The sequence below is a fragment of the Dactylosporangium sp. NPDC000244 genome (assembly GCF_040300725.1).
Classification (GTDB): domain Bacteria; phylum Actinomycetota; class Actinomycetes; order Mycobacteriales; family Micromonosporaceae; genus Dactylosporangium.
Genome location: NZ_JBEPEH010000038.1, coordinates 86,806 through 111,800 on the forward strand (window position 1 = coordinate 86,806; position 24,995 = coordinate 111,800).

General features: G+C 72.8%; 27 protein-coding genes, 1 tRNA gene and 1 pseudogene. 16 read left to right on the plus strand and 13 right to left on the minus strand.

The window, feature by feature from the left end; all coding sequences use genetic code 11:
* Positions 1 to 15: 15 nt before the first annotated feature.
* The 5 genes from cheB to ABT369_RS42875 form a co-directional block, all read right to left on the minus strand.
* A complete protein-coding gene (cheB, locus tag ABT369_RS42855; RefSeq protein WP_350621597.1) occupies positions 16 to 1,083 on the minus strand; it encodes a chemotaxis-specific protein-glutamate methyltransferase CheB in 1,068 nt (355 codons plus the stop codon).
* A 10-nt stretch (positions 1,084 to 1,093) separates the two neighbouring features.
* Entirely contained in the window at positions 1,094 to 2,665 is a 1,572-nt protein-coding gene (locus tag ABT369_RS42860) for a chemotaxis protein CheW (protein WP_350621599.1), read from the minus strand.
* 11 nt (positions 2,666 to 2,676) lie between these two features.
* Positions 2,677 to 4,620 (minus strand): methyl-accepting chemotaxis protein, encoded by a 1,944-nt coding sequence (locus ABT369_RS42865; protein ID WP_350621601.1) that lies wholly within the window; start codon positions 4,618 to 4,620, stop codon positions 2,677 to 2,679.
* 221 nt (positions 4,621 to 4,841) lie between these two features.
* Positions 4,842 to 5,486, minus strand: a complete 645-nt coding sequence (locus tag ABT369_RS42870) for a TetR/AcrR family transcriptional regulator (RefSeq protein ID WP_350621693.1) — start codon at positions 5,484 to 5,486, stop codon at positions 4,842 to 4,844.
* A gap of 19 nt (positions 5,487 to 5,505) precedes the next feature.
* The gene (locus ABT369_RS42875; RefSeq protein WP_350621604.1) at positions 5,506 to 6,768 is read right to left on the minus strand and encodes an alpha/beta hydrolase; all 1,263 of its coding nucleotides are present in this window, start codon (positions 6,766 to 6,768) and stop codon (positions 5,506 to 5,508) included.
* Positions 6,769 to 6,823: 55 nt separating this feature from the next.
* Between ABT369_RS42875 and ABT369_RS42880 the strand changes: the two genes are divergently transcribed.
* The 6 genes from ABT369_RS42880 (at position 6,824) to ABT369_RS42905 (ending at position 12,083) form a co-directional block, all read left to right on the plus strand.
* Positions 6,824 to 7,276: a GbsR/MarR family transcriptional regulator gene (locus tag ABT369_RS42880; RefSeq protein ID WP_350621606.1), complete on the plus strand. Its 453-nt coding sequence runs from the start codon at positions 6,824 to 6,826 to the stop codon at positions 7,274 to 7,276.
* Positions 7,273 to 8,406: an FAD-dependent monooxygenase gene (locus ABT369_RS42885; RefSeq protein WP_350621608.1), complete on the plus strand. Its 1,134-nt coding sequence runs from the start codon at positions 7,273 to 7,275 to the stop codon at positions 8,404 to 8,406. Before ABT369_RS42880 ends, ABT369_RS42885 begins: the two co-directional genes overlap by 4 nt.
* Before the next feature lie 36 nt (positions 8,407 to 8,442).
* Complete coding sequence (locus tag ABT369_RS42890; RefSeq protein WP_350621610.1) at positions 8,443 to 9,180, plus strand: hypothetical protein; 738 nt, start codon at positions 8,443 to 8,445, stop codon at positions 9,178 to 9,180.
* 164 nt (positions 9,181 to 9,344) lie between these two features.
* Positions 9,345 to 9,857, plus strand: a complete 513-nt coding sequence (locus tag ABT369_RS42895) for a MarR family winged helix-turn-helix transcriptional regulator (protein WP_350621612.1) — start codon at positions 9,345 to 9,347, stop codon at positions 9,855 to 9,857.
* A 331-nt stretch (positions 9,858 to 10,188) separates the two neighbouring features.
* Positions 10,189 to 11,124 carry an NADP-dependent oxidoreductase gene (locus tag ABT369_RS42900; RefSeq protein WP_350621614.1) on the plus strand — a complete coding sequence of 312 codons (936 nt, stop codon included), beginning with the start codon at positions 10,189 to 10,191 and terminating at the stop codon, positions 11,122 to 11,124.
* A gap of 23 nt (positions 11,125 to 11,147) precedes the next feature.
* A complete protein-coding gene (locus ABT369_RS42905) occupies positions 11,148 to 12,083 on the plus strand; it encodes an NmrA/HSCARG family protein (RefSeq protein WP_350621616.1) in 936 nt (311 codons plus the stop codon).
* Between the two features lie 67 nt (positions 12,084 to 12,150).
* Here the strand turns inward: ABT369_RS42905 and ABT369_RS42910 are convergent, their stop codons facing one another.
* Both ABT369_RS42910 and ABT369_RS42915 read right to left on the minus strand, forming a co-directional pair.
* Positions 12,151 to 13,221: a hypothetical protein gene (locus ABT369_RS42910; RefSeq protein ID WP_350621618.1), complete on the minus strand. Its 1,071-nt coding sequence runs from the start codon at positions 13,219 to 13,221 to the stop codon at positions 12,151 to 12,153.
* Complete coding sequence (locus ABT369_RS42915) at positions 13,218 to 13,568, minus strand: PadR family transcriptional regulator (protein WP_350621621.1); 351 nt, start codon at positions 13,566 to 13,568, stop codon at positions 13,218 to 13,220. The genes ABT369_RS42910 and ABT369_RS42915 overlap by 4 nt, the downstream gene beginning before the upstream one ends.
* 220 nt (positions 13,569 to 13,788) lie before the next feature.
* Between ABT369_RS42915 and ABT369_RS42920 the strand changes: the two genes are divergently transcribed.
* Together ABT369_RS42920 and ABT369_RS42925 are read left to right on the plus strand one after the other, a co-directional pair.
* Positions 13,789 to 14,193 carry a hypothetical protein gene (locus ABT369_RS42920; RefSeq protein ID WP_350621624.1) on the plus strand — a complete coding sequence of 135 codons (405 nt, stop codon included), beginning with the start codon at positions 13,789 to 13,791 and terminating at the stop codon, positions 14,191 to 14,193.
* A 212-nt stretch (positions 14,194 to 14,405) separates the two neighbouring features.
* Positions 14,406 to 16,151, plus strand: a complete 1,746-nt coding sequence (locus ABT369_RS42925) for a hypothetical protein (RefSeq protein WP_350621626.1) — start codon at positions 14,406 to 14,408, stop codon at positions 16,149 to 16,151.
* A 355-nt stretch (positions 16,152 to 16,506) separates the two neighbouring features.
* On the opposite strand, the gene ABT369_RS42930 is transcribed toward ABT369_RS42925, so the two are convergent.
* A complete protein-coding gene (locus tag ABT369_RS42930; protein ID WP_350621628.1) occupies positions 16,507 to 16,725 on the minus strand; it encodes a hypothetical protein in 219 nt (72 codons plus the stop codon).
* 66 nt (positions 16,726 to 16,791) lie between these two features.
* Between ABT369_RS42930 and ABT369_RS42935 the strand changes: the two genes are divergently transcribed.
* The gene (locus tag ABT369_RS42935; RefSeq protein WP_350621630.1) at positions 16,792 to 17,490 is read left to right on the plus strand and encodes a hypothetical protein; all 699 of its coding nucleotides are present in this window, start codon (positions 16,792 to 16,794) and stop codon (positions 17,488 to 17,490) included.
* Here the strand turns inward: ABT369_RS42935 and ABT369_RS42940 are convergent.
* Entirely contained in the window at positions 17,475 to 18,095 is a 621-nt protein-coding gene (locus ABT369_RS42940; RefSeq protein ID WP_350621632.1) for a YitT family protein, read from the minus strand. The two genes, ABT369_RS42935 and ABT369_RS42940, sit on opposite strands and share 16 nt — an antisense overlap.
* A gap of 99 nt (positions 18,096 to 18,194) precedes the next feature.
* Between ABT369_RS42940 and ABT369_RS42945 the strand changes: the two genes are divergently transcribed.
* The gene (locus ABT369_RS42945; protein ID WP_350621633.1) at positions 18,195 to 18,683 is read left to right on the plus strand and encodes an Lrp/AsnC family transcriptional regulator; all 489 of its coding nucleotides are present in this window, start codon (positions 18,195 to 18,197) and stop codon (positions 18,681 to 18,683) included.
* Here ABT369_RS42945 and ABT369_RS42950 read toward each other — a convergent pair.
* Together ABT369_RS42950 and ABT369_RS42955 are read right to left on the minus strand one after the other, a co-directional pair.
* Positions 18,649 to 19,581 (minus strand): RNA polymerase subunit sigma-70, encoded by a 933-nt coding sequence (locus ABT369_RS42950; RefSeq protein WP_350621634.1) that lies wholly within the window; start codon positions 19,579 to 19,581, stop codon positions 18,649 to 18,651. The two genes, ABT369_RS42945 and ABT369_RS42950, sit on opposite strands and share 35 nt — an antisense overlap.
* Entirely contained in the window at positions 19,578 to 20,300 is a 723-nt protein-coding gene (locus ABT369_RS42955; RefSeq protein WP_350621636.1) for an alpha/beta hydrolase, read from the minus strand. Before ABT369_RS42955 ends, ABT369_RS42950 begins: the two co-directional genes overlap by 4 nt.
* A gap of 243 nt (positions 20,301 to 20,543) precedes the next feature.
* Here ABT369_RS42955 and ABT369_RS42960 point away from each other — a divergent pair.
* The 3 genes from ABT369_RS42960 (at position 20,544) to ABT369_RS42970 (ending at position 22,427) form a co-directional block, all read left to right on the plus strand.
* Positions 20,544 to 20,617, plus strand: a tRNA-Cys gene (locus tag ABT369_RS42960).
* Positions 20,618 to 20,643: 26 nt separating this feature from the next.
* Positions 20,644 to 21,972, plus strand: a complete 1,329-nt coding sequence (locus ABT369_RS42965) for an ankyrin repeat domain-containing protein (RefSeq protein ID WP_350621638.1) — start codon at positions 20,644 to 20,646, stop codon at positions 21,970 to 21,972.
* Positions 21,969 to 22,427, plus strand: coding sequence for a hypothetical protein (locus tag ABT369_RS42970; protein ID WP_350621641.1), 459 nt, complete (start codon positions 21,969 to 21,971; stop codon positions 22,425 to 22,427). Before ABT369_RS42965 ends, ABT369_RS42970 begins: the two co-directional genes overlap by 4 nt.
* A gap of 65 nt (positions 22,428 to 22,492) precedes the next feature.
* On the opposite strand, the gene ABT369_RS42975 is transcribed toward ABT369_RS42970, so the two are convergent.
* Together ABT369_RS42975 and ABT369_RS42980 are read right to left on the minus strand one after the other, a co-directional pair.
* Positions 22,493 to 22,696 carry a cold-shock protein gene (locus ABT369_RS42975; protein WP_350621643.1) on the minus strand — a complete coding sequence of 68 codons (204 nt, stop codon included), beginning with the start codon at positions 22,694 to 22,696 and terminating at the stop codon, positions 22,493 to 22,495.
* A gap of 393 nt (positions 22,697 to 23,089) precedes the next feature.
* The gene (locus ABT369_RS42980; RefSeq protein WP_350621645.1) at positions 23,090 to 23,719 is read right to left on the minus strand and encodes an LUD domain-containing protein; all 630 of its coding nucleotides are present in this window, start codon (positions 23,717 to 23,719) and stop codon (positions 23,090 to 23,092) included.
* 169 nt (positions 23,720 to 23,888) lie between these two features.
* On the opposite strand from ABT369_RS42980, the gene ABT369_RS42985 reads away from it, so the two are divergent.
* From ABT369_RS42985 to ABT369_RS42995, 3 genes and pseudogenes are all read left to right on the plus strand, one after another.
* Positions 23,889 to 24,311 (plus strand): YkvA family protein, encoded by a 423-nt coding sequence (locus tag ABT369_RS42985; RefSeq protein ID WP_350621647.1) that lies wholly within the window; start codon positions 23,889 to 23,891, stop codon positions 24,309 to 24,311.
* A gap of 144 nt (positions 24,312 to 24,455) precedes the next feature.
* Positions 24,456 to 24,845 (plus strand): hypothetical protein, encoded by a 390-nt coding sequence (locus tag ABT369_RS42990; protein ID WP_350621649.1) that lies wholly within the window; start codon positions 24,456 to 24,458, stop codon positions 24,843 to 24,845.
* A gap of 5 nt (positions 24,846 to 24,850) precedes the next feature.
* Positions 24,851 to 24,967, plus strand: a pseudogene (locus tag ABT369_RS42995) (hypothetical protein); the annotation flags it as partial.
* Positions 24,968 to 24,995 lie beyond the last annotated feature (28 nt).

The following is a 24,995-nucleotide window of genomic DNA, read 5'->3' on the forward strand; positions in this document are numbered from 1 at the left end:
TCCCCCTCCGGGTGTTCAGCCGGCCCAGGCGACGATGCGCTCGACGATGGCGTGCGCAGGCAGGGTCTCGGTGGCCCCGCCCCGGTGCGCCAGCTCGCCCGGCATGCCCCAGACGACGGCCGTGTCCTCGGCCTCGGCGATGGTTCGGCCGCCGGCCTGCTTGACGGCGGCCATCTCGGCCGCGCCGTCGTCGCCCATGCCGGTGAGCAGGGCACAGATCAGGCGGGCCGGGTCGCAGCTGCGCCGGGCGGAGGCGACCAGCCGGTCGACGCTGGGATGCCAGCGGTAGTCGGAGCTCTCGGGCACCGACTTCACCACGAGGCCGTCGGTGCGCCGGGCCACCAGCACGTCGGCGTTGCCGCGGCCGATGTAGATGTTGCCGGGCCGGACCGGGATGATCCGGTCGACCTCGTGCACGCGCAACTGGCAGACCTCGTCGAGGCGGCGGGCCAGCGGCGCGGTGAAGCTCGCCGGAATGTGCTGGGCGACGACGACGGCGGCCGGGAGGGTCGCGGGCAGCTGTGGCAGCAACTCCGACAGCAGCGCCGGGCCGCCCGTCGACGAGCCGATGACGATGAGCTCGGCCCGCGCCGTCCGCGCCCCCGGTGGCGGTGGCGCGGTGGCGGTGGCGGTGCGCTCCCGCTGGGCCTGCAGTCGCCGGCCGAGCTGGTGCGCCCGGCTGGGCCGCGCGCTCGCCGCCGCCGTGATCTTGCCGACGAGCTCCTGCTGCACGTCGCCGAGGTTGAGCGAGACGGTGCCGCCCGGCTTGGGCACGTAATCCACCGCGCCGAGCTCCAGCGCCTCGAGCGTGACCAGCGCGTTGTGCTCGGTCAGCGACGACACCATGACCACCGGGCAGGGCCGATGGCGCATGATCTCGGACAGGCAGGTGAGCCCGTCCATCTCCGGCATGTTGATGTCGAGCGTCACCACGTCGGGCTCGACGCGCTCGATCTGTTCGAGCGCGTCGACCCCGTTGCGGGCAGTGTGCACCTCGAAGCCGCCGGCGTCGAGGAGCATCTGCTTGAGCATCTTGCGCATCAGTGCCGAGTCGTCGACGACCAGCACGGTCTTGGCGGCCACGGTACGGTCCTCAGACGGCGGCCAGGTCCCGCTCGGCGATGACATCGCCGAGCGCCGCCCGGTCCTGCGCCCCGAGCAGCTGGTCGACCTGGACGAGCAGCAGCATCCGCTGCTGCTGGTGCAGGTTCGCCACCCGCGAGACGACCTTGGCCTGCTCGTCGGAGAGCTCGGGCGCCGGCTCCAGGGCGGCCCGGCTGACGCGGGCCACCTCGGCGACCGAGTCGACGATGAAGCCCGTGCGCACGCCGCCGAGGATCAGCACGATGATGCGCTGCCGCTCGTCGCGGGGCGCCTTCGGCACGCCGAGCCGGGTGCGCAGGTCCACCACCGGCAGCACCGTGCCGCGCAGGTTCACCAGTCCTTCGACGAAGCTGAAGGTCTTCGGTACCCGGATCAGCGTCTCCGGTACACGGATGATCTCCTGCACCGCGTCGACGTCGACGGCGTACTCCTCCTCGTCGAGCCGGAAGACGACGAACAGCTCCTCGTCGCCGCGTCCGTCATCGGCCATCTCCCGCTCCTCGGTCTCCTCCGCGGCCGGCTCGCCGTCGAGCTGTTCGCGCAGCTCCCGGCGAATCTCCGGCGAGTCGAACATCCGCTCGACGCTCAGCACCGACACCAGCCGCTTGCCGCCCTCCAGCCGGCAGACCGACTCGACCTCGGTGGCCCGGCCGCGCGCGGCGACGACCGGGGGCAGCGGCGCGACGAGCTCGTAGGGCACGCGCAGCACCTGCCGCACGGTGTCCATCACGACGCCGACGACGCCGCCGTCCAGCGACACCACGACGATGCGGTTCTGCGGCTGCAGGTCGGCGACGGGCAGGCCGAAGACCCGGCGCATGCTGACCACCGGCAGCAGCCGCCCGCGCAGATCCATGACACCCAGCACGCGGGAGGCCGCGTTGGGCACGTGGCTGACGGCCTCGGGCGCCTGCACGATCTCCTGTACCTGGTCGATCGGCAGCGCGTACTCCTGCCCCTCGACCGCGAAGCTGACGAGCTCGAGGGTGTCGTCGGCGTCGTCCTCGGCGACGGTCTCGCCGCCCGCCGGCCCGGCGGCGGCCATCGCGTCGACCCCGCCGCCCGCGGTGACGATCCGGGAGAACTGCGCCCGGATGAGCTCGTCCACGTCGAGGATCGAGGTCATCGTGCCGTCGTCGCCCTTGATGACGCCGACGAGCACCTCGGAGCTGACCGTCGCCTGCACCGACTCGGCCGGCTCGACCGCGTCCGGGTCGACGCTGATCACGCTAGCGACGCGGTCCACGACGAAGCCCAGCGGCACGCCGCTGTCGACGACGACCACGCGGGTGGTCTCGTCGTGCTCGGTCTGTTCCAGCTCGCAGCAGCGCCGCAGGCTGACCACCGGCAGCACCCGGCCGCGCAGGTTGGCCAGCCCCTCCAGGCTGGGCGGGCCGAGCGGCACCTTGACCACCCCGGGCATCCGGATGATCTCCTGTACCCGGCTCATCGGGAACGCGTAGCGCTCCCCGGACATGTCGAAGGTGACGAAGTCCGCACTGTCGCCGTCCACGGCCGCGTCGGCCGGATCCTGTTCACGCATGAGCGTCGTGTCGTCCACGGCACACCGGCTCAGGCGTTCTGCAGCTCGTCGGCGAGCGCGGCGATCTCCTCCACCGCGGCCGCGAGCTCTTCGGCGCCCTGGGCCTGTTCGCGGGCGGCGGTGGAGGCCTGCGTCGCCAGCTGCTCGGCCTGGTTGGCGGCCGAGGAGATCTGGTCGAGCCCGGTCTTGACCTGGCCGAGCGCCGTGGAGATCTGCTCGGCCGAGTCACGCACGTCGGCGTTGCCGGCCCGCACCTCGTTCATGTCCCGCTCGATCTCCACCAGCCGGGCGGTGGTGGCCCGGGCCGCCTCCACCTCGGCCAGCGCCTGCCGGCTGGTTTCGTCCAGATCGGCTCGTACCTCCACGATGCGGTCCTGCACCGCCTTCACGAGATCCTTGATCCGGTCGGCGTTCTCGGCCGAGTCGCGGGCCAGGTTGCGGATGTCGGTGGACACGACCGCGAAGCCCTTGCCGAACTCGCCGGCCCGCGCCGACTCGACCGAGCCGTTCACCGCGAGCATGTTGGTCTGGATCGAGACGTTCGCGATCGCGTCGACGATCTTGTCGATGCGCCGGGAGATCTGCTCGAGCTCGCCGACCTTGCGCACGTTCTCCATCCCGCCCCGGGCCGCCTGCTCGATCGCCTCGATCATCGAGTCGACCGACACCTTGTTGTCGGCCAGCTGGGTGAGCATGGTCTCGGCCTTCTCCACCGCGGCGGCGCCCCGCGTCGCCGACAGCTGGGCGCCCACCTCGATCTGGGTGATCGCCTCGGCGGTCTGCGAACCCTTCTCGGCGGCGGTCCGGGCGCCCGTGTTGATCTCGTTGATCGCGGTGCTGATCTGCCCGGCGGCGCGGTTGATCTCCTCGACCGCGGCGGAGAGCTCCTCGGCGGCGGAGGCGACCTCCTCGGCGCTCTTGCTGATGTCGGTGCTGGTCCGCAGCCCCTCGGCGACCTCGGCGAGCACCTCGGCCGCCTGCTCGCTCTGCTGGAGCGCCTGGCTCTGCTGGGCCACGGTCTGCAGCGACTCCTCGCAGGCCGCGGACTGCTGTTCGGCCGCGGCGGCGATCTCCTCCGAGCGGGTCTTGGCCTCGAGCGTGGCGCGCTGGGCCTGCACCGCCGCGGCGGCCATCTCCGTCGCCCCGGTCATGATCGAGACCATGCCGTCGCGGATGGTCTCGAGCTGCTGCGTGATCTCCTTGCCCTTCTCCACCTCGCTGCGAGCCGTCTCGGCGGACTGCTGCACACCCGAGGCGATGCTGGTCACGCTCGTGCGAACCTCGTCGATGAGGTCGCGGATCTGCCGCGCGCTGCGCTCGCTGGTCTCGGCGAGCGTGCGGACCTCGTCGGCGACGACCGCGAAGCCCTTGCCGTGCTGACGGGCCCGGGCGGCCTCGATCGCCGCGTTGAGGGCCAGCAGGTTGGTCTGGTCGGCGATGTGCGCGACGGTCTTGACGATCTCGCCGATCTCGTCGGCCTGCTTCTCCAGTTCGGAGATGGTCGCCACCGAGGCCGTCTGCCGCGACGAGGCACGGTCCACGTTGCTCAGCAGGCCGCTGATCCCCATCCGGGTCTCGACCAGCAGGTTCTGCAGCGCCTGGCTGAGGTCGGCGATGCGCCGGGTGACGGTCTGCTGCTGGCCGACGCGCTCCTCGACCTGCGTCATGACGGCCAGGCTCTCCTGGGTGGCGCCCGAGGCCTGCTCGGCACCCGCGGAGATCTGCTGCATGGCGTCGCTCAGCTGGCGCGAGGCCTCGGACGCCTCGGCGTTCTGGGCCGAGATCTCGGCGGTGGCCGAGGCGATGCGCTCGGCCGCCTGCTGCTGCTTGGCCACGGATCGTGCCTGGCGGCGGCTGGCCTCGTTGTCGGCGGGGCGCTGCCCGCCTCGTGTGCTCTGGCCGCCCTTCATGACGTTCGGGCGGCGGGTGACGTCGGTAGCGCGACCGTTCGGCGCGCTGGTGGTCAACGGCATGGTCGGTCCTCGATCCCCCACGGCGTCCGGCGGGACGCCGACATCACGTGATTCGGGCCGCGTCACCGGTGTTCGGGCGGCTCCGTGATCAGCTTCGCACGGTGGGTGATCATGCTTGTGCGTTTATCGGACAACACGGATGCCCGACGCGCTCGTCGCCGCCGGTCGCGGTCGCTTGAGCCAACGTCACCGGACCGGTCGCCGGCGGCGCGGCGCGATCCTCAGCCGCCGAGGTTGTCCAGCATCAGGGCGAGCGCGAAGTCGAAGCGCTCGTGGCCGGTGTCCGCGGTGAACTCCTCCGCGTGGTGCCGGATCCGCGGAAAGGCGTCGGCGGGCAGCTCGGTGAGCCGGTGCGCGAGCTCGTCGCCGCCGGACCCGCGGCGCTGGGACCTCTCGAGGCCGTAGGCGCTCACGTAGAGGGACAGGGCGTCGATGGCCCAGGCCGCCGCGCGGGGCTCGACGCCGCCGGCGAGCAGGATGGCCAGCATGCCCTCGTTGACCCGGAGCGTCTCGACGTTGGTGGGGCCCATCGCGAGCGCGGCGCGGGAGATGCCGGGGTAGCGCAGGTACTGGTCGCGGATCTGCGCGCACACGCCGGCGATCTGCTCGCGCCAGGCCGCCGGGTCGGGCTCGGGCAGGACGATCTCGGAGCAGAGCCGGCCGATGATCAGCTCGTCGATGTCGGCCTTGTTCACGACGTGGGCGTACAGCGAGGCGGGCCCGGTCCCGAGCACCGCGGAGATGCTGCGCACGGTCAGCGCGTCGTAGCCGTCGTGCGCGACGACGTGCAGCGCCGCGTCGACGATCCGGTCCAGCGTGATGGGCGCCTTGCGCGCGGCCCGGCGCCCCTCCGGGTCCTGGGACATGCGGCTCACGGCAACGAACTTAGTTCGTGGCACCCCGCCCGTCGAGCACCCAGGCGGCGATGTCGGCCACGACGGCGGGGTCGAGGTGCTGGACCGGCTCGTACTCGGCCGGGGTCGACGGGCCCTCGCCCGGGAAGAAGAAATGGTTGTCGGCGTCGTAGACGTGCACGGTGACATCGGGGCGCCCGGCCAGGGCGGCCTGCCAGCGGGCGAGGTCGTCGGCCACGGTGACCTGGTAGTCGCGAGCGCCCTGCAGGATCAGGATCGGCCGGTCGACGCCGGCCGCGGCCGTTGCCGGGTCGTAGGCGCGCAGGTCGAGCCAGTACGCCGCGGGGACGCCGAACGGCAGGTCCTCGATGGGCGTTGCCGCCGACAGGTCCGGGCTGTCCACCGCGTGCGCCTGGCGGGTCACGGCCTCGATGATCTGGTCGTACGACGCGCTCGTCGCCGGGTTCAGCGACGCCAGATGGCGGAACTGGCGGACCGCGGACCAGTGCAGCGGCTGCGCCCCGCCGGCCAGCAGGACGAGCCCGGCCACGGCCGGCTCCGCCGCGGCGATCCGCGGGGCGATCGTGCCGCCGAGGCTGTGGCCGAGGACGAAGACCCGGCCGGCGTCGACCGCGGGATGCTGCCGGAGCAGCCCGACGGCGGCCAGGGCATGCGGCTTGTACTCGTCGTCGACGGTGAAGTCCGCGAGGCCCTTCACGCTCGCGCCGTGGGCGTGGGTGACCTTGTCGAAACGCAGGGTCGCAATGCCCCGCGCGGCCAGGCCCCACGCGAGGTCCTTGAAGGGCTTGTTGCGCCCGATGGTCTCGTCGCGGTCGTTGGGGCCGGAGCCGGCGAGCATGACGATCGCGGGGTGCGGGCCCGGCCCGGCCGGCAGCGTCAGAGTGCCGGGCACGGCCAGCGGGCCGGAGCCCACGGTCACGTCGTGCTCGGCGAGCGCGTCCGGGTCGGCGTAGGCGGGCGGCTGCCAGGGCAGCGTCGGCTGGGCGGCCTCCGCCGCGGCGATCTGCAGGCCGGTGAGCCAGCCGGATTCGGTGACTGAGAGCAGTACCGTCGCCGCACCGTGGGCGAAGAGGACCGGCAGCTTGACGAGGGCCGCCTCGGTGAGGGGCTCGCCGGCGCCGGTCAGCGGGCCGTGGCGGTCGAGCTCGGCCTCCCAGGCGGCGCGGAGCGAATCCTCGGTCACCATCGGGCGCAGATTCGGGGCGAACAGGTCGCGGATCTCGGCGTAGCGGCCGGCCTGAAGCAGTTCCAGCAGCCGCTGGGCAATCGACACGAGGCGAGCCTATCGCGGGACTGCGGTACACCAGTTTCAGCTTATACTGAAATTTGTGAACGACGACGAGCGGGCGCTCGCCTGGGTGGATCAGATCGCGATGTACCTCGCGCGCGACGGGGTCTCGCCGATCGCCGGGCGGATGCTCGGATGGCTCATGATCTGCGACCCGCCGGAGCAGTCGGCCGCGCAGATCAGCGAGGCCATCGGGGCCAGCCGCGCCTCCCTGACCATGAACCTGCGGCTGCTCACCGGCATGGGCTTCCTCAGCTGGCGCACCCGGCCCGGCGATCGGACCATGTACTACCGCATGGCCGACGACGCCTGGCAGACCGTCGTGCGCCGGCAGGTCGCCGGGATCGCGACCTTCCTCGACATCACGCGCCAGGGGCTCGACCTCGTCGGCCCCGACGGCGACCGCGCGGGCCGGATTCGGCAGGCCCACGCCACCTTCGACTGGATGGCGCACGTATTCGAGAACGCTCCGCCCCTCGAGGAGAAGCCATGAGTACTGGACACGCGGTGGTCATCGGGGCCGGCATCGGCGGGCTCGCCGCCGCCGTCGCGCTGCACCGGATCGGCTGGCACGCCACGGTGCTGGAGCGCGCGGGCGAGCTCGGCGAGATCGGGGCCGGGATGTCCCAGGCGCCGAACGCGCTGGCCGCCCTGGACGAGCTCGGCGTCGGCGAACGGGCCCGCGAGGCCGGCGTACCGTCCCGGGCGACCGGCAACCTGCGCACCCCCGACGGCCGTTTCCTGCAGCGCGCCCGGGCCGGGGACGCGCCCGCGCTGCTCGCGTTCCACCGGGCCGACCTGCACCGCGTGCTGCTCGACGCGGTGCCGCCGGACTGGGTGCACACCGGCGCCGAGGTCACCGGCGTGCGCGCGGACGGGACGGTGACGTTCGCCGGCGGGGAACTGCGGGCCGACCTGGTCGTCGCGGCGGACGGCATCGGCAGCGCGACGAGGCGGCTGTTGTGGCCGGACGCGCCCGCGCCACGGTTCCTCGGGCGCACCGCGTGGCTGGGCGTGGCGCCCGTGGCCGATCAGCCGGGCAGCGTGACGCTCGGCAATGGGGGGTACTTCCTGATCCACCCGCTCTCGCGCGGGCGCGCGTACTGGGCGTACGTGACCACCTCCGACGCCCCGGGCATCCGCTTCGAGAACGAGCACGCCGAGGTGGCCCGGCGGGTGCGGCAGTGGCACGACCCGATCCCGGCGCTCATCGCGGCGACGCCACCGGACGCCGTCATCCACATCGACATCCGCGAGCTCGCCCCGCTGCCGGCCTTCGTCAACGGCCGCGTGGCCCTGCTCGGCGACGCCGCGCACGCGATGAGCCCCGACCGCGGCCAGGGGGCCGGGCAGAGCATCGAGGATGCCGTCGTGCTCGCCGCGGCGCTCGCGCAGGAGCCGACCGTCGAGGCCGCCCTGCGCCGCTACGACACCGAGCGCCGGCCCCGCAGCCAGGCGACCGCGCGCAGCGCCGCCGTCGACGGCCGGGTCAACACCTCGCGCCGCTTCCACGGCCCGCTCACGGCGATGATCCGGCTGACTCCCGCCGGACTGTGGAGCAGGAGCATCGCCCCCGACGCCAACAAGACCTGGCGCTGGCGGCCGCCCCGCCTGACGCGGTGAGCGTTTTTGTCGTACCCCTGGTGCAGACTGCATCGTGTGGACCTGACGTTTGCGTTCGCCGCCCTGCTCGGGCGGTCCGACTTCCCCGCCGGCTCCTACGACGCGTACTACGGCGGTGACACCCTCGACGAGTTCCTGCTCCCGGCGCCCTGGCTCACCCCGGCCGCCCTCGCGTCGTCCGCCCCGGTCGCGTTACCGGACGTCGACGGCTGCTTCCTCGACGAGGACCATCAGGACCTCGCCTGGGAGTTCGACCTGGCCGATTCGCTGTTCGCGGTCGAGTGGGCCGACGACGTGCTGCCGGCGGCGTTCCTCGCCGACGTGCGGGCGGCCGATGCCGACATGCTCGTGCGCGGCGCCGACCTGGGCGCGCTGCTCGCCCGCCACGACCTCGACCTGACGGACCCGTCGGCGAAGCGGCTGAACTATCGCATCTCGGCACTGCTGCGCCTGGCCACGGACGGCACCCTGCACGACGCCATGCGCATGGCGACGTTCACGCACCGCCTGCCGGCGCTGGCCTCGTTCGGCTCGGGCGGCTCGCGCCGGGTCGAGGAGGGCTGGGAGACGGCGCTGGCCGCGGTCGAGCCGCCCCAGCTGCGCGACCACCTGCGCCTGCACTGTCTGGAGCCGTCCTCGGCGCGGGCCGCGGGCGCCCGCTACCTCGGCGCGGACGAGTGGCCGGCGGGCACCGAGGCCCTCGACGGCCGGCGCAAGCTGGTGGCGGGCTGGGAGTTCGGGGAGTCTCAGTCGGGGGTGGCCGTGGTCGCCTGAGCGATGCCGATGCGCGGGTGGCCGGCCCCTACGGCAAGGGCGATACGGGCACCTTGGACGCGAACGCCACGGCCACCGCCCCCCACCTGCTTCACGGATGTCAGCGAGCCGCCCACACGGAGACCATGAGCACACTTTGAATTCAAAGCAAGTAGGATCATGGCGTGAGTGACCCGACCCCGGCGCCCGGCCTGAACTCGGAGCAGCTCGGTGCGTACTTCGCGCTGATGGAGGTCAGCAGCCTGCTGCAGTATGCGGTGGACGAGCACCTGCGCGCCGACGGGGACCTCAGCTACGTGCAGTTCCAGATCCTGGCCCGCCTGGTGGACGCGCCCGAGGGCAAGCTGCGGATGACGGACCTGGCCGACGGTGTCGTGTACAGCCGCAGCGGTCTCACCTATCAGGCCGGGCTGCTGGACAAGCGCGGCCTGCTCACCCGGGCGCCCTCGCCGGACGACGAGCGCAGTGTCATCGCGACCGTCACCGACGCCGGCCGGGACCTGATCGCCCGCGTGCTGCCGGGGCACGTCGAGCGGGTCCACCAACTGCTGTTCGAGCCGATGACGGGCGACGACCTGGCCGCGCTCAGTGCCGTGCTCGGCCGCGTCCGCGACCACATGCGCGCGACCCCGCCGCGGTCCGCCAAGCCGCGAGCCGGCCGCAACCGGAACGGCTGAGGCGGAGCGCGCGTTGGACCGCGCGCTGCTGGCCGACTTTCTGCCTATCGGACTGTCCCGCGATCCTGTTTCCCGGTACGGCGAAGTGCTGTGGCAGTCACGTCCGGCGACTGGCCCTGTTCGGCGACCTCCCCCAGTTCGCCCGGGTTGACGAGCTTCTGGTGGACCCCGAGGGGCAGCGGATGATCCTCATCTTCGCGGCCGTGGACGACCTGTGACGGCTGTCGGCCGGCTCACACCTTGAGCTAGTTGCTTCGAATCTGAAGCGTGTTAGGGTCAAAAAGTGCTTCGAATACGAAGCACAAGGGTACGGAAGAAGCGAGGACCTGCGATGAAGGCAGTGCGTTTCCACGAGTACGGCGACCCCGGCGTCCTGCGGTACGAGGACGTCGAGCGGCCCGAGCCCGGCGCCGGCCAGGTGCTGATCCGGGTCGCCGCGACGTCGTTCAACGGCGTCGACGGCAACATTCGCGGCGGTTTCATGCAGGGGCCGATCCCGGTGACGCTGCCGCACACGCCGGGCATCGACGTGTCCGGCACGGTCGCCGCGCTGGGCGAGGGCGTCGACGCCGTCCAGGTCGGTGACCGGGTCGTCGGCTTCCTGCCGATGGCGGCCGACGGCGCGGCCGCGGAGTACGTCGTGGCCCCGGCCGAGATTCTCGCGCCGGCCCCCACGAGCGCTCCGCTGGCCGACGCCGCGGCGCTGCCGACCGTGGGCCTCACCGCGTGGCAGGCGCTGTTCGACCACGCGAAGCTCACCGCGGGCCAGCGCGTGCTGATCAACGGCGCGGGCGGGGCGGTCGGCGGCTACGCCGTGCAGCTGGCCAAGAACGCCGGTGCCTACGTGATCGCCATCGCCGGCCCGAGCGCCGTCAACCGGGTCAAGGCGGCCGGCGCCGACGAGGTCATCGACTACACCACCGCGGCGCCGGCCGCGACGCCCGCGGTCGACGTGGCACTCAACCTGGCCCCCATCGAGCCGGCGCAGCTGGCCGCCCTGCTCAACCTGATCCGCGCGGGCGGCGTGCTGGTCAACACCACGGTGTGGATGCCCGCGCCCACCGACGAGCAGCGCGGTGTGCGCGGCATCGACCTGTTCGTCCGCAGCGACGCCGCCCAGCTGTCGCGGCTCGTCGCACTGGTCGACTCCGGCGAGCTGCGCATCGACGTCGCCCAGCGGGTCCCGCTGGCCGACCTGCCGGCCGTGCACGCCCAGGCCGCCACGGGCGCGCTGCCCGGCAAGACCGTCATCCTCGCCACCGCCTGAACCCCACGACAGGAGCATCCGACATGTCTCACGACAAGGTGATCACCGTGCTCGGCGCGACCGGCACGCAGGGCGGCGCGGTCGCGCGGGCGCTGCTGGCCGGCGGCGAATTCGGCGTACGGGCCGTGACCCGCAACGCCGCGTCGGCCAAGGCCCAGGCGCTGACCGGGCTCGGCGCCCAGGTGGTCGAGGCGACCCTCACCGACGAGGGCAGCCTGCGCCAGGCCTTCGACGGAGCCTACGGCGCGTTCATGGTCACGCCGTTCTGGGAGCACCGCTCCCCCGCCCGGGAACTCACCGAAGTGGAGACCCTCATCAGCGCGGCCCAGGCCGCCGGCCTGCGGCACGTCCTGTGGTCGACGCTCGAGGACACGCGGGAGGCGATCGCGGCCGACGACAACCGGATGCCGTACCTCGGCGACGGCTACCGGGTGCCCCACTTCGACGTGAAGGGCGGAGCCGCGGACGCCCTGTTCGCCAAGTCCGGCCTCCCCACCACGTATCTGCTGATGTCCTTCTACTGGGACAACCTGCTCGCGCAGCCACAACGCGACCCTGACGGCACGCTGGCCCTGCACCTGCCGCTCGGCGACACACCCATCGCGGGCGTCGCCTCGGAGGACATCGGCCGCGTGGCCCGCCGGGTGCTGCAACAGCCGTCAGCGACGATCGGCGCCACGGTACCGGTGGTCGGCGAGTACCTGACCGGCGAGCAGATGGCCGCGGCGCTGAGCACGGTGCTCGGCGAGCCGGTGGCCTACCGCCCGCCCACGCACGAGCAGTTCCGGAACTTCGGCTTCCCGGGGGCGGACGAGCTGGGCAACATGTTCCAGTACTACACCGAGTTCCCCGAGTCCTACCTCGGCCGCCGCGACCTGGAGGCCGCGCGCGCGTTCAACCCGGACCCGCTCAGCCTGACCGACTTCCTGACCGCACACCGCGCGGAACTCGCGGCCTGACGGGCTCCCGCCGCGCACCGCCCGAAGCTCGTCCGGGCGGTGCGCGCCCGCGTTGTGGCTGTCGAGGTCAAACGGCGGAGTTTGACGGGGCGCCGCAGGTTGGGCAATGAGCCCCCGCGGCGGGCAGCGATCGGCCACTTGCCGAGCGTCGACCCGTTGCGGCGATGGCCAGGGTCAGCAGTGCCGGTCCCGCCGCGGCGACCAGGACCGCGGCGGCAGCCACGGCTGACCACTCCGGGATCAGGGGCCGCCCGGGGCCGGCGTCGTCGAACATCGCACCGAGCGGGTTCAGTGCGAGCATGCCGATCGGCGTGAGCAGGATCAGCAGCGCCCAGAGGCCGCGGGAGTCGTGCCGGGCGGCCAGGCCGAGCGCGAGCAGCGTCGCGCCGATCAGCAGCGTCGCCCCGGCGGCCGGCAATGCTGTAGCGGCGGGCAGATAGTAGTCGCCGTAGAAGTTCAGGCGCAGTTCCGCGGCAACGGTGACCGGCATGGTCAATGCTGCGGCGGCGAGCGGTGTCAGCCGAACCCGCCGGCGGTGCCGTGTGGCGGCGCCCACCGCGACGATACCGAGGACGAGCTGGGGCAATAGCACGATCAGCGGTGGGCGGGGTATTCCGGTCAGCATCGCGGCCGGCACGACACCGGCGGTGACCAGCACGGCGAGGACCGCCAGGCGACGAAACCACCGGCCGGGAGCGACGACGTACACGACGGCCGTCAGCAACCAGACCGCCCACGCCGCTACCCCGAGGGACATGAAAGGCCCGGCATACCGAGACCGGAACACTGTGGGTGCCAGCGCCTCGAAGATCGCCCACCCGCTCGCGAGCGCGCTCGTGGTCGTCAGTGCGAGCAGGCCGGCGAGCCGGAAGCCGGGCCCGAGGCCGGGCGCGGTCCGCAGGCGCTGGCGCAGCCCACCGGCCGCGAGGTCCGCGATGTCCGCCGGCGAGGGTCGCCTACGGTCGGGCGCGGCCAGGGACAGGTACGTGTCCACCAGCTCCGAGCCACGCGTCCGCCGATAGTCGGCCGGATAGAACAGCGCCGTCCAGCGCGCATAGCGCCGTTCGAGATCGGTCATCGCCGGGCGTCCCTGGTCATGCCCTTCCGGGCGGTCCGGCTGGCTTTCCGGCAGGCTCATGCGAATCCTCGGCTCGGGCGGGGCGCGGCCTTGGCGGCGCGTAGCCGGATGGTTGCCGCCTTGACGTTGCGGCGCATGCGTTCGGTCTCGGCGGCCAGCAGCTCACCGCCCGGCTCGGTGAGCCGGTAGTAGCGGCGCAGCCGGCCGTCGACGATCTCCTCGTGATCGGCGCCGACCAGGCCCGCGTCGACCAGCCGGTCCAGCGCGCCGTACAGCGTGCCGGGCCGCAGCGAGATACGTCCCTCGGAGAGCTGGGCCACCTTGGCGATCAGGCCGTAGCCGTGCATCGGCTCGCCGGCGAGGGCGGTGAGGATCAGGAACGTGGGTTCACGCAGTGGGGTTTCCACGCCGACCAATATATCGGCTGCGAAGGTATGGCGAAACATCCCCACCGCCGGCGTGCACCGATTTCCCCCTCCTACCCGTTTCCCCCTCCTACCCGCGGGAGCAGCGTCGCACTGAACCACACCGGAGACGGTTCGGTACCGCTTTCATCCATGCACGCATCCTCCGCGACAACGAGTGACCAGGTTCTTGACGGGGCCCCGGAAGGAGTAGCGTCTCGGCATGTCCGCGATCTTGCTGCTGTACACGATCGATCGGCGACACCTTCCGGACCTTGAGACCGGCGACAACGTCATTGCTGAGCACGCGCTCCGGGTCGGTGACGACTACGACTGGTCCGGCTACTGCATGTTCTTCACACTCATGTACCTGGAGGAACAGGGCATCACCTTTGGCACCGTCGGCGAGTACACCTTGCTGACACCCGAGGACCGCCCGGCGGTTGATCCAGCCCGGCACAACATCGACGACCTCGCCGCGTGCCTGATGGAGGAACTCGACGACGGGGTCGACGACGAGGAGACCGCCGGCTGGACGAGTCAAGCCGGCCTGGAGTCGTTGCAGCTCCTCCACGACCATATCGAGCGCCTCAACGGCGACCGCGTCCTTCTGCTGCGGATCTGCTGACGGCCCGAAACTGGCCGATGCGGTGCCCCTCGACAGGAAGGGTCGCGGATGGACGCGCTGATCGGTCGCAGGCTTGTGAAGGTCGTGCGGCTGGCCTGGCATTGCGCACCTGAACCCGCCCCAGCACCGCCGCAGGCAAGCGGTGTGCACGCTCAGACATGTGGCAGGATCAAGCGCATGACGTACGGAAAGGGCGCCCAGCGCCTCGCAGCGTGAGCCGCCTCGTCCCAGCGGCGTCGCTGGACGACTGGGGATGGTTGAAAGCGGGCATCGTCTCGGGCGAGCTCCTGGTCCCGGGTGACCACGCGCGGTCCTGGGTCTTCGACACGATCAAGGCCGACCGGGACGGGCCGACGACCCATCGGCTGCTGGCCTTGGCGAACGACGGTCGCGTACCGGTACGCCGGACGGTGTTCGAGTTGCTGGCCGAGCTGTATTGGCTGCATCCGGGCGGCTGGCCCCTGATGGCAGATGCCGCCGAGTCGGCTCTGCGCGACGAAGACCTGCCGTTACGCCGTACCGCAGCGGCGTTGCTGGTCCGCACCGGCAGCACCGATCGAGCCGTGGCGGCGTTGACCGCCTCGTCCGATCCGGTCGTCCGGATCGCCCTCATGCACGCCATATCCTGGCGCCCGGCCCCGGACCACCGGGCGATGCTCGATCGCCTGCGGTCCGACCCGGAGCCCGCCATCCGGCTGCTCGCGGGCATCGCCACGTACAGCAGCGACGACCCGTCGGCCTGGCCGGCACTGGACGCCGCGATCCTCGCCGACCTGGAAGCCTCCGCCGATGCGGGTGAGCTCTGGGCCCGCGCGCTGACCGGCGTGGACCGGGAGCAGGACTGCTGCGGCTGGGCGGAGCGGCTGACGGACCCGGCCGAACGTCAGCCGCGAAGACTCGATGGCGTGCAGATGGCGGTCGCGGCGATGCGTGCGTGGCGCGCGGCGCCGAGCCGGTTGGCGTCGATGCTGACCGGCCTCCTCGGGGAAGAGCCTTCCGAGGTACGGTCGGCAGCCCTACGCGCGGTAGCGTCCTCGCTCACCGCGTCCCGGCTCGGCGCCGACGGCCTCGCGGCGATGATGGACGACCCCGAGGCCGGCGCGATGGCCGCCGCCGCGCTCGGCTGCGTCGGCGACCACCGTGCGGTGCCGCACCTGGTACGGCTGATGCTCGCGGACAGCCACGAGCCCCGGCTGGTGGAGGCGTTCCGGGCGGTTGCTCGGGCGGCCGCCGACCCGGAGGCGCCGGTGGCCGCCGCTCGCCAGATGCTGGCCGCGGTTCCGGATTCGTGCGCGCCTGAGCTGCCGATGCGGGTGCTGGCCGCGTTCGGGCCGGCTGCGGCTGCGGCCGTGCCCGAACTCATCGCCAGGCTGGAAGGGGCCGAGAACGACACGCCGGACCTGGCGTTCTGCGTCCTGGGACAGATCGGCCCGGCCGCCGCGGCCGCGGTCCCGCAGCTGCGGGAGTACCGGACCCGGGGCGCGATGTCCGCCCTGTTCAGGATCGCGCCGCACCGGGCCGAGGCCGAGCGGTACCTCGCCGAGCGGCCGGAGGAACTCCGCCGCGACCGGCTCGCATCGCAGCTGCTGACCTGGCTCGCGGAGCACGGCGGGCTCACCGTCCGGCAGCACCGGCAACTGCGGAGCCTGTTCAGGGTTCCCGGATTCGAGCAGGTCGAGTCGGCGGGCGCGCTGTGGCTGCACGAAGGTCCCGCGGTCGCCGACGAACTGCTGGCGGTCCTGCCGACCTACCTGTCCGACGACCTGCACGGGCCCAAGGTGCTCCAGGTGTTCGCCGCGATGGGGTCGCATGCGCGGCCGGTACTCGACCGGCTGGACCGGTTCATCGCCGCGCGGCGCCGTGCGGGGTTCAACATCGGCGACGAGGACACCGAGATGCGCGCGGACGAGATGTTGCTCGCCGCGACCATCACGGCCCGGGAACGAATCGCCGGATGAGGCCCACGACCGGTGCACACTGCACTGATGCAATTCCAGCTCGTGGTGTGTCGTCGTCCGGCGACCGCCAACCCTTTACGAACTGCCCACAACCAGTCAGGTCGTCCTGTCCTTTCGTGGCCTCGACTCCATGCGAGCCGAATTGATCCACGGCCCCGGCGAGGTCGTCATTTGGCGCCCCGCCGACACCGAGGTATGGGCGACCCTGCCCGGTGGCGAGGCGTGCCAGATCGCGGGATGGAAGGACATCCCAGCCCCTGGCCTGGACTCGGGCGGCGCACAACTCCGCGCATCGGATGAGCGCCCCTGGTGGCGGCGGATTGTCCAGCCCGGCCGCGTTGTCGATACGTCGTCGTCAGCGGCCGCGGTGTCGGGTCAGGCCCCGGAAAGCTCTGAAGATCAGCCGTCCCGCTCCGAGTAGCAGCAGTGCCGCGCCGGCGAGGAGCGCCACGGACTTTCCCTCGCCCTGCAAGAGCGTGGAGTGCTGGACGCTCACCAATGCCAGACCGAGCAACAACACAACCATGGTCGCGGCGACGTATGCCACTGCGGTGAGCAACGGTCGCCGGGCCATGGTCGGATGGTACGCCACCGAAGCCGGACGGCGGGTGCGCGCACGCCGCTCGGCTAGGGTGTTGACGTGCTGGACCTGCATGCGGACCTCGCGGCCGGGGTGCGCGACGCCGACGGTGCCTGGCGGTTCATCCGCCGGTTCGCCGAGGGCTACGCGGAGCCGATCGGCGCCGGTGACGGCTTCGCCGAGGACGATCTGCGGGCGGCCGAGCAGCGGCTCGGGTTGTCGTTGCCGAAGGCGCTGTGCGATCTCTACACGCTGTTCGGCCGGCGCCGCGACCTCACCGACGTCCAGGACCGGCTCCTCGCACCGTGGCAGCTGCAGTTCGACCCCACCGGCCAGGTCCTCGAGTTCCGTGTCGAGAACCAGCACGTGACGCGGTGGGGCATCGAGAAGGGCGCGCTGGCCGAGCCCGACCCGCCCGTCGTGCTCAAAGTGCCGGGCGGGGGCTGGCGGAACTACCTCGACCGGGTCTCGCTCGCCGCCGTCGAGATGGCGATGTCGGAGTGGATCCTCGACGGGGACATCGCCGACAATCGGCAGCTCGAGGATGAGCCGCTGGATCGGTGGTTCCGGCGCCTGCCGCTGCCCGACTATCCATTGTGGGCAGAGCCGGACGGGGCGCCGACCCGCTGGTACGCCACGCAGGATACGCTGCTCCGCGTCGACGACGCGGCCTGGCTGTGGGTCCGCGCGCGGACGCCGGAGGCGCTGGACGAGGTGCGCGACAAGCTGCCCGGGGACTGGATTCAGGCGCCCGTGTAGCGGCCCGGGCGGTGGTTCAGGGCGATCACGAGGTTGAGCACCACGGCGCCGGCCGCGGACAGCAGGACCGTGTGCGCCGGGGCGACCAGGAGGCCGAGCAGGATCGTCGCGGCGTCGAGGACCAGCTGCACGTAGCCGGCCCGCCAGCCCAGGCGATCCTGGCACACCAGCGCAACGACGTTGAAGCCGCCCAGGCTCGCGTGGTGGCGGAACAGCACCAGCAGGCCGACGCCCACGGCCAGGTTGCCGGCGAGCACCGCGTACACCGGGTCGATGCGCGCGACCGTCAGTACGTGCGGGTGCGCCAGCGAGAACACCGCGAGCAGCCCGACCGCGATCGCCGAGCGCACCGCGAACCACCAGCCCTTGCGCGCGACGGCGAGGACGACGAACGGGGCGGTCGCGGCGACGTACAGGATCGCGAACGACCAGCCGGTGAGCCGCCCGGCCAGGAGTGCGAGGCCGGCCGTGCCGCCGGTGACGGCGCCGCCCGCGTCGAGCAGGAACAGGCCGACTGACGCCAGGAACGCGCCGGTGACGATGCCCGCGACGTCGTCGACGAGGGTGTGGCGGACGGCGGCGGGGGCCGCGGCGATGGTGCTCATGCGGCCAGGTTGACTCGACGCTGCCGCTCTGCGCAACAGAGGTCATTCGGACTGCGCAGATTGCATCAGTACCGTCAAATGCAGTGCCATAATGCGCAAGTGGACAGTCTCGATGCCCAGATCCTGCTCGCGCTCGACGACGACCCCGACGCCACCAGCCTCGCCCTCGCGCAGCGGCTCGGCATCGCCCGCAACACACTGCACGCGCGGCTCCAGCGGATGCGGGCGGGCGGCGCCCTGCGCGACTTCAGCCGGCGCGTCGACCCGGCGGCGCTCGGCCGCGGCCTGACCGCGTTCGTGTCCGTCTCGCTCAGCCAGCCCCAGGGGCGCCGCGCCATCGACGCCCTGCTCGACCTGCCGGAGGTCATCGAGGCCCACGCCACCACCGGCGACGCCGACCTGCTGCTGAAGATCGTGGCGCGCGACACCCAGGACCTGCACCGGATCGTGGACGCGCTGTTCGCCGTGCCCGACATCGTGCGCACGAGCACCGTCATCTCGCTCAACGAGGAGATGCCGCTGCGCATGCGGGCCCTGCTGGAGGAGCACGCGGTCACGGGATCAGATCCGGGAAGCCGAACACGGTGATCCGCCGGATGCCGGTCGCGGTCACGGTCAGCACCGCGGCGCCGAACGGCTCGCCGCGGTACCACACGTGCACCCCCGGCTGCCCGTTCATCCACACCGGCGCCATCCGCCACTCCCCCGCCGAGCCCATGACCAGCCGCAGGTAGGGCACGCAGGTCGCCTTGCCCGCAAACCAGGTTCGCGACGGCACGAGCTCCAGCGACGCGTCCGTGCGCAGCGCCCGCTCCAGGATCGTCACGTCGCTGCGTTCGAAGGCGGCGATGTACTGCTCCAGCAGCGCCCGCGCCGCCGGCTCGCCCGGCTCGGCGAGATCGCCGCCGTCCGGCGAGGGCGCGACGTCCTCGAGCCGGGCCCGGGCCCGCTGCAGCAGGCTCTTGACCCCGGCGACGGACGAGCCGAGCATCTGCGCGACCTCGGCCGCCGGGAACCCGAGCACCTCGCGCAGGATGAGCACGGCCCGCTGCCGCGGCGGCAGGTACTGCAGCCCGGCGATGAGCGCGAGCCGCAGGCTGTCCCGGGTCGCGGCGACCTCGGCCGGGTCCGCCGACTCGGGCGTGACGAGCGCGTCGGCGATCGGGCGCAGCCACGGCACCTCGAGGTCGGCCCCGCCGGGCGGCGCGTGCGGGTCGTCCGCGGGCGCCCCGAGGCCGGAGGGCAGCGGGCGGCGGCCGCGGTGCTCCAGGGCGTTCAGGCAGACGTTGGTGGCGATGCGGTACAGCCACACGCGCATCGACGCCCGTTCCTCGAACCGCGGGTACGCCCGCCAGGCGCGCAGCATCGTCTCCTGCACGAGATCCTCGGCCTCGTCCGGCGAGCCGACGAGCCGGTAACAGTGTGCGAGCAGCTCGCGACGCAGCGGCTCGGCCCGCGCCGCGAACTCCTCCCGCTCGTCCGTCACCGTGCCAGCTTCTCCCGCAGCCACGCGGCCGCGCGAGCGATCGCCGCATCCGCCGCCGCGGCGTGCCCCGCCCCCATCTGGAACGTGTGCTGCTCGCCGGGCGTCACGTCGAGCGCGGCCTCGACCCCGTGCCGGCGAGCCGCCGCCTGCAGTCGTACGGCGTCGTCGAGCAGCATCTCGGCGCCCCCGGCCTGCACGTACATCGGCGGCAGCCCGGTCAGGTCCGCGAAGAGCGGGCTGACGAGCGGATCGGCGGGGTCGACCCCCTCGGGCAGGAGCATCGCCACGAGCCCGTCGATCGACATCGGGTACGGGTCGCCGAAGAGCAGGTCCGTGCCCCGGTTCGCGACGACGGAGGCGCCGCTCTGGGTCAGGTCCGTCCACGGCGAGATCGGCACGAGCGCGGCGGCGAGCGGCAACCCCTCGGCCCGGGCCCGCAGCATGAGCGAGACCGTCAGCCCGCCGCCGGCCGAGTCCCCGGTGACCGCGAGGTGCTCCGGCCGCGTCTGCGCCAGCAGCGCCCGGTAGACGGCGGTGACCTCGTCGAGCTGGGTCGGGTACTGACGCTCCGGCGTGTGCGAGTAGGACGGCAGCACGGCCCGGGCGCCGGCCGCCTTGGCCAGGTGGGCGTAGAGCTTGCGGTGCGTGTGCACGGAGCCGCCGACGTATCCGCCGCCGTGCAGGCACAGCAGCACCCGGTCGGCGCTGTCCTTCGGCACCGGCCCAGAGCACGGGCACGCCGCCGAGCTCGCGCTCGAGGTAGTCGACGCCGCCGGGCTCGGCCGTGACGTCCCCCCAGTGCGAGTCGACGACCCGGTGCTGCTCGACGGTCAGCGGCGGGTCGGCCTGGGAGAGGGCGTTGCTGCGGCGGTAGAAGGCGTTGAGCGAGTAGATGTCGTCCATGCCGGTACTGACCGGCTGGGCCGCGAAAGGAATCGGTCTGCCGTAAGATCCGGCCCGGCGGAGCCGTAGCGCAGAGGTCGTCGCGCTGTGACAGCACATCAGGAGGACGCCGGTTCGAATCCGGTCGGCTTCGCCGCCTTTGAGCCGCATGGGGGTGCTGTGGGCGACTCGCGCCGAGTCCGGCAGTACACCGTGCCCGCGTGGATGATCGCCGAGTGCACGGCGGCACGGGAGCGCGGCGACTGGCGGGCCGCCTGCGCGGCGGCGCGGGTCACGGTCGGGTTCGCGGACGCCGGGCCGGTCGCCGATCTGCTCGCCGGGTTCGCGCCCGACCTGCTGCGCCGGCACCTGCCGCGGTCGCGGGCCGGGTCGGGGGCGCTGATCGGCGGGGCGCGGTACGTCCTCGCGCCCGACGGGCCGGTCACCGCCGACACGATGGTGCTCGAGCTGCGGACCTCGCCGTGGACGACGGGCTCCCAGCGGCTCGCCCTGGACGCGGTGCGCGCCGGGGCGCTGGGCGAGGGGCGGGTCGTGCCGCTGCCGCCGTACCTGTGGGACGCCCGCCGGGCCGAGGAGCTGCGGGCCGTCACGGCTGCGGCGGACGACGGCGTCTGGACGCTGGAGGCGTGGGCCGCGGCCGGGTGGGCGCTGGACAGGGTGGAGGAGTCCTACTGGTCGCGGTCCGGGCTGGACCTGCTGCTGCGCATCGATCCGGGGCTCGCGGCGCGGGAGCTGCGGCGCGTCGCCGGGCAGTTCGGGCACCGGTCGTGGCCGCTGTGGCGCGACCTGGGCGGCCGCGACTCCGCCATCCCGGAGTGGCACCTGCGGCTCGAGCTGGCCGACGGCGGGCCCCGGGTCACCTGGGGCCGGCAGGGCCCTGACCCGACGGGGTTCTGCCTGCATCCGCCGCTGTTGCGCCCGCCCGTCGACGATCTCGTCCCGCTCGCGTCCGTGGTGCCCGACGGGTTCGCCGCGGACGAGCACGTCCGGGTGCGGTGCGGGGCGGACTGGCACCGGATCGCCGTGCGGGGCGGGCGGCTGGAGCTGCTCGATCACACCGACGACGAGCGGCGGCGGGAGCACGCGCTGCGGGCCTTCGGCGGCGAGATGCGTGACTGCTTCCGGGCCGAGTCCGCCTGGCTCGGCGGTGGGGCGGGGCTGCCGCGGCGGCTGCGGGAGTACCGGCGCGACCTGTGGCGGCGCATGGAGCACGGCGGCAGCCGGGTGGTGCTCGCGCTGCTCGACGCCGGCCTGGACCCGCACCTGCGCGACGAGCACGGCCGGACCCTGCTGCACCGCATTCACCAGTTCGAGCACGCCGAGCTGCTTCCGCGCCTGCTCGCCGCGGGCCTCGACGTCAACGCCGTGAACCGGGGCGGCTACACCCCGATGTGCGAGGTGCTGGCCCACGAGGCGCCGTACGACCTCGTGCTGGCCCTGAACGAGGCCGGCGCGATACCCCGGCTCGCAGATGGAGGTGCCCCATGATCACCGACCCGGTGCTCGTGCGCATCGGCGAGGCCGTGGCGCTGCACCACGGCCAGGGGCAGCGCGAAGCCGCCCGCCGGATGTTCGCGGAGATCTGGGCCGAGATCGGCGGGGAGCAGGGCGATGCGCTGCACGTCAGCGTGCTCGCGCACTCGATGGCGGACGTGCAGGACGACGTCCGCGAGGAGCTGCTCTGGGATCGGCGGGCCCTGGCGGCGGCCGACCGGCTCACCGACGACCGGGCGGCGCGGGCGGGCGTCACCTTGTCCGTGGCCGGGCTGTATCCGTCGCTGCACCTCAACCTGGCCGACTGCTACCGCCGGCTGGGCGACCTCGACCGGGCCCGCGCGCATCTGCGGCAGGCGCGGGACACCATCGGCGCGCTCGGCGACGACGACTACGGGCGCCTGATCAGCGGCGGTCTGGAGCGGCTGGAGCAGCAGCTGGCACCCTGAGACGGCCGGAGCGCCGCGCGACGGCGCGGCGCTCCGGTGGTGCCCAAGCTCCTGCGAGGATCGCGTCAGAGACCGCGGACGTTCTCCGCCTGGGGACCCTTCTGGCCCTGGGTCACCTCGTACTCCACCTTCTGGCCTTCCGTCAGCTCACGGTAACCAGTGCTGGCGATGGCGGAGTAGTGGACGAACACGTCCGCACCGCCGTCGTCCTGCTGGATGAAGCCGAAGCCCTTTTCGGAGTTGAACCACTTGACAGTACCGCTAGCCACACTTTCCTCCTGTTTGCGGCGGCCGGTCCCCTGCCCATCGTCGGCAGTGAACAACCGGTCCCCGCGCGCAACCATACCCGCTCCCACCCCGATTGCGTGCACCGCGGGTACCCTCGACCGAGGTCAGGCCCGGAAGCTCCCGGCCGGGTCGCACCGCGGGCGGCCGTCTCCGCCGAGGCTGAACCGCTCCCCGGGCGTCTGCCCGAACGCGTCAATCCGTTGCAGGCAGGCGTTTCGCGACGTTCCTCCGGCGAAGGAGCGGCCCGCAGCGCGCCGGGTTCGTCCGGCGTCGTCGCCCTGATTGGATCGGTCGGCCGACCCTGAACGTGAACGTCGAGATGCCCGGCGGCCTCGTCCCGTTCACGATGATATGTCGGCTTTGCTCCCGATGCGTCAGAATCCGATGGCCTCGCGCAGCAGCAGCACCGTGCCGCGGCCCGGATAGGGCTCCGCGTTGAGGATCAGCAGGCGGTTGACGGCGCTCGGCCAGCCGTGGGCGGCCTGGGTGCGGGCGCTCTCCAGCGGCAGGCAGTGCTCCTCGACCCGGCGCAGCGCCGTGCTCAGGTCGGGTACCACCTTCTGCGCCCCGACGACCCAGATGGCCCGGGCGGCGCCGCCGGCGTAGCTCGGCAGCTGGCTGCCGCTGCCCGACGCGGCCACCAGGCAGCCCGTCTCGGTGCACGCGGCCACGCTGCCCACGACGACGTCCGGCCCGGCCAGCAGGCGGCGGATCTCGTCCATCCGGGTGGCCCGGTCCATGGCCAGGACTCGCGGCCGGATGGCCTCGTAGCGGCCACTGGCGTTGATGTCCTCCTCGATGCCGGAGCGGCGCAGAGTCTCGCTGGAGCCGGTGAACACGCTGGTGCCCGGCGGGATCAGCTCCCCGACCCGGGCGCGCGCGGCCGCGGCGCCGTCGAGGATCTCCACGGTGAAGCCGTGGGCGGTCAGGGCCGTGGCCGCGCGCTCCAGGCGCTGCGCGGACGCCGGGTCGGCGAACGAGGGCGCCGGCAGTTGAGTCGTCATGCCGAGTCCGACGCCGCAGCCCGGCGGAATGTCAGGCCGGAACACACCGTGACCGTCGCCGGCCTCGCCGTAACGATCGTTGCTCCCGAATGCTACGTTCGTCGCGTGTCCACGGCCGGCCCGTCCACCGGCTGCCGGCGCAGGTGCGCGCGAGAACGGGGGCGCCGCGATGCCGTGGTGGCTGCAGACCCTGATCGGCCTGGCGATCGCCCTCGTGGTCGTCTGGCTCGCGCTGGTCGTCGTGCTGCTCGTGGCCAAGCCCGACAAGGTGCGCCTGCGGGAAGCGCTGCGCCTGCTGCCCGACCTGCTGCGGCTGCTGCGCCGCCTGGCCGCCGACCCGGGCCTGCCGCGCGGTGTGCGCGCCCGGCTCGGGCTGCTGCTGGTGTACCTCGCCGTCCCGATCGACCTGATACCGGACTTCATCCCGGTGCTCGGCTACGCCGACGACGCCATCATCGTCGTCGCCGTGCTGCGCTCGACCGTGCGCCGGGCCGGCCTCGAGGCGGTGCGCGCCCACTGGCCCGGCACCGACGACGGCTTCGCCGCGGTGTGCCGCGTCGCCGGCCTGCGCGACACCCCCGGTCGGCGATGACGGCGAAGCCCTTGCCGGTCGCGGCGAGGGCGAGCGCGGCACCCGGACGGGTGAGCCGATCGGGGCAGGACGCCTCGCGCGAGCGGCATGGTTACTCGCGTGCGAGGCGGGCATCACGGAGACGAAGCGTGAAGGGAGCGGACGATGCGCCGGTACAGCGAACGGGAGGCGGCGATCGCGGTCATCCCGCTCAGGAACGCCGCGGGGTGGCGGCTCGTCCACCGCACGCCGACGGGCGCCGACGTCATGGCCACCAGCGCCGAGAACAGCGCTGAGACGAGCACCGAGACCATGCGACGGGGGCTACGGCGGCTGGGCGACGGTGACGGTACCCTCGCCATGACCGAAACTCTCGACCACCACTGGCAGTGGACGCTCGCGGACATCGGCGACGCGCCGATCGTCTCCTCGCCGCCGATCTACCGCGACCCGGGCAGCTGCCGCCGCGCCTATCTCGACGCGCGGCGGGCCGCCCACGCCGCGGCCGACCACGCCGCGGCCGACCACGCCGCGGCCGATCAGGCCGGCCGCTGACGCCGATGCCGTCGGCCATCGAGGACTACGCGCTGATCGGCGACCTGCACACCGCCGCGCTGGTCGGGCGGGACGGTTCCATCGACTGGCTGTGCCTGCCCCGCTTCGACGCGCCCGCGTGCTTCGCCGCGCTGCTCGGCGACGAACGGC

Bases quoted from the DNA above. Each gene is read 5' to 3' on its own strand.
- ABT369_RS42990 (WP_350621649.1), top strand. From the start codon at position 24,456: ATGCGCCGGTACAGCGAACGGGAGGCGGCGATCGCGGTCATCCCGCTC.
- ABT369_RS42885 (WP_350621608.1), top strand. From the start codon at position 7,273: ATGAGTACTGGACACGCGGTGGTCATCGGGGCCGGCATCGGCGGGCTC.
- ABT369_RS42920 (WP_350621624.1), top strand. From the start codon at position 13,789: ATGTCCGCGATCTTGCTGCTGTACACGATCGATCGGCGACACCTTCCG.
- ABT369_RS42900 (WP_350621614.1), top strand. From the start codon at position 10,189: ATGAAGGCAGTGCGTTTCCACGAGTACGGCGACCCCGGCGTCCTGCGG.
- ABT369_RS42930 (WP_350621628.1), bottom strand. From the start codon at position 16,725: ATGGCCCGGCGACCGTTGCTCACCGCAGTGGCATACGTCGCCGCGACC.
- ABT369_RS42940 (WP_350621632.1), bottom strand. From the start codon at position 18,095: ATGAGCACCATCGCCGCGGCCCCCGCCGCCGTCCGCCACACCCTCGTC.
- ABT369_RS42865 (WP_350621601.1), bottom strand. From the start codon at position 4,620: ATGCCGTTGACCACCAGCGCGCCGAACGGTCGCGCTACCGACGTCACC.
- ABT369_RS42905 (WP_350621616.1), top strand. From the start codon at position 11,148: ATGTCTCACGACAAGGTGATCACCGTGCTCGGCGCGACCGGCACGCAG.
- ABT369_RS42985 (WP_350621647.1), top strand. From the start codon at position 23,889: ATGCCGTGGTGGCTGCAGACCCTGATCGGCCTGGCGATCGCCCTCGTG.
- ABT369_RS42980 (WP_350621645.1), bottom strand. From the start codon at position 23,719: ATGACGACTCAACTGCCGGCGCCCTCGTTCGCCGACCCGGCGTCCGCG.
- ABT369_RS42870 (WP_350621693.1), bottom strand. From the start codon at position 5,486: ATGTCCCAGGACCCGGAGGGGCGCCGGGCCGCGCGCAAGGCGCCCATC.
- ABT369_RS42910 (WP_350621618.1), bottom strand. From the start codon at position 13,221: ATGAGCCTGCCGGAAAGCCAGCCGGACCGCCCGGAAGGGCATGACCAG.
- ABT369_RS42970 (WP_350621641.1), top strand. From the start codon at position 21,969: ATGATCACCGACCCGGTGCTCGTGCGCATCGGCGAGGCCGTGGCGCTG.